Annotated in this window: 3 protein-coding genes; all 3 read left to right on the top strand. The window is 67.5% G+C overall.

Annotated features, from left to right (window positions below; all coding sequences use genetic code 11):
- Positions 1-272: TOBE domain-containing protein (locus tag I71_RS19990; RefSeq protein WP_042696997.1), on the top strand; the 272-nt coding region annotated here is incomplete at its 5' end.
- A gap of 62 nt (positions 273-334) precedes the next feature.
- A complete protein-coding gene (locus I71_RS19985) occupies positions 335-1381 on the top strand; it encodes an ABC transporter substrate-binding protein (protein ID WP_042696994.1) in 1047 nt (348 codons plus the stop codon).
- 36 nt (positions 1382-1417) lie between these two features.
- A partial coding sequence (locus I71_RS39945) for an ABC transporter permease (RefSeq protein ID WP_042696991.1) occupies positions 1418-1875 on the top strand: 458 nt, incomplete at its 3' end.

Genomic DNA, 1875 nt, shown 5'->3' with positions numbered 1-1875 from the left:
ATCTGCAGCCCGGCGCCCGCGTCACCGTCTGCCTGCGCCCCGAACATCTGAGCGTCGATCCCGCCGCGACCGATGCCGAGACGCTGAACGGCGTGGTCGAGATGGGGCTGCCGCTGGGCGCCACCGTCGTCCACGAGATCCGCGTCGGCGACGGCACCGCCGTCAAGGTGTCGGAACCGCGCATCCAGCGCACCGACCTGCTGGCGCCCGGCACCCCGGTGCGGCTGGCGCCGGTCGCCCCCCGTCTCGCCTCGGTCTTCGCCGCGGCCTGAAACCACCTCCGCTCCATCCGCCTCCTCTTTCCTTCGGCCCCCCTCACCTTCAGGAGTGAACGATGCTGCTGACCCGCCGCAACCTGATGCAGACGGCGCTGACGCTGGGTGCCATGCACGCCTTCCCCGGCCTGACCTGGGCGCAGGCGCGCCCGCTGGTCTTCGCGACCTTCACCGGCAGCTGGGAGGAAGCCCACAAGGCCGTGCTTGTCCCCGCCTTCCGCAAGGCGGCTGACAACGCCAACATCGTCCTCGACCCGATGCTGTCGGTCGACCAGATCGCCAAGGTCAACGCCGCGAAGTCGAACCCGCCGATCGACGTCATGCTGCACGATCCGGGCCCGGCGCTCCAGGCCGTGGCGCAGGATCTCGTCGACCCCTATCCGGTCGAAAAGAGCGCCTACTACAAGGACCTGATCCCGGCGGCACAGGTCCCGATGGGGCCGGCGCCCTTCTTCCAGGTGGTGGGCATCACCTACAACCCGGAAACGGTGAAGACGCCGCCGACCTCCTGGGCCGACCTGTGGAAGCCGGAATTCAAGGGCCGCGTCGGCATCACCAACCTGAACTCGACGCTCGGCACCGGCTTCATGGTGGAACTCGCCAAGATGCATGGCGGGTCGGAGGCCAACATCGACCCGGCCTTCAAGGCCATCGAGGCGCTGCGTCCCAGCCTCGCCGCCGTCGCCGCCAACCCCGGCCAGCTCGCCACCCTGTTCCAGCAGGGCCAGATCGACATCTCCCCCGGCAACTTCAACGCCATCCAGATCCTGAAGGCGCGCGGCGTGCCGGTGGAGTTCGTCATCCCGAAGGAAGGCGCCATCGCCTTCAAGACGACCATCCACATCGTCAAGAACTCCCCCAACAAGGAGCTGGCCTTCAAGCTGATCGAAGCCGCCCTGTCGCCGGAGGTCCAGGCCACGTTGATGGAGGAGCCCTATCTGATCGTGCCGACCAACACCAAGGTCGCGATCAAGGGCGAACTGGCCAAGACGCTGGCCAAGGACCATGCCGAGATCGCGAAGAAGTTCGTGTTCCAGGACTGGGCCAAGATCAACGAGCAGCGCGCCGCCTGGATCGAGCGGTTCAACCGCGAAATCCGCGTCTGACCATCCCACAAGCCCGCCAGCCGGAGGAGGCGCCCCATGGCCGCGACGTTGCGCGACGTCACCACCTACGACCTGAAGCTCGCGGCTCCGCTGGCGGCGGGCTTCGTCCTGTTCTTCGTCACACCGCTGGCGATCCTGCTGGCGCTGAGTTTCCAGACCGACCAGCAGGGCGGCCATTACGGGCTGACCCAGTATGTCAATTTCCTCGGCGACCGCTTCAGCCTGGGGGTGCTGGGGTCCACCCTGTGGTTGGGGGTGAAGGTGACGGCACTGACCCTGCTGCTGGGCTATCCGGTGGCATGGCTGCACCAGCGCTCCCCCGGCTGGGCCAGGGGCTTCATCATGCTGCTGGTGCTGCTGNCCCTGCTGACCAGCGTGGTGGTCCGCACCTTCGCCTGGGTGGTCATCCTGGGCCGTCAGGGCATCGTCAACGCCACGCTGGCCTGCCTCGGGCTGATCGACACGCCGCTGAAGCTGCTCTACACCGACCGCGG

The organism is Azospirillum sp. B506, from assembly GCF_000333595.1.
In the GTDB taxonomy this organism is placed as follows: domain Bacteria; phylum Pseudomonadota; class Alphaproteobacteria; order Azospirillales; family Azospirillaceae; genus Azospirillum.
Note: the sequence above shows the minus strand (reverse complement) of the source record. Positions and strands in the feature narration are given on the sequence as shown.

Coding starts and splice junctions, on each gene's coding strand:
- I71_RS19985 (WP_042696994.1), top strand. CDS start 335: ATGCTGCTGACCCGCCGCAACCTGATGCAGACGGCGCTGACGCTGGGT.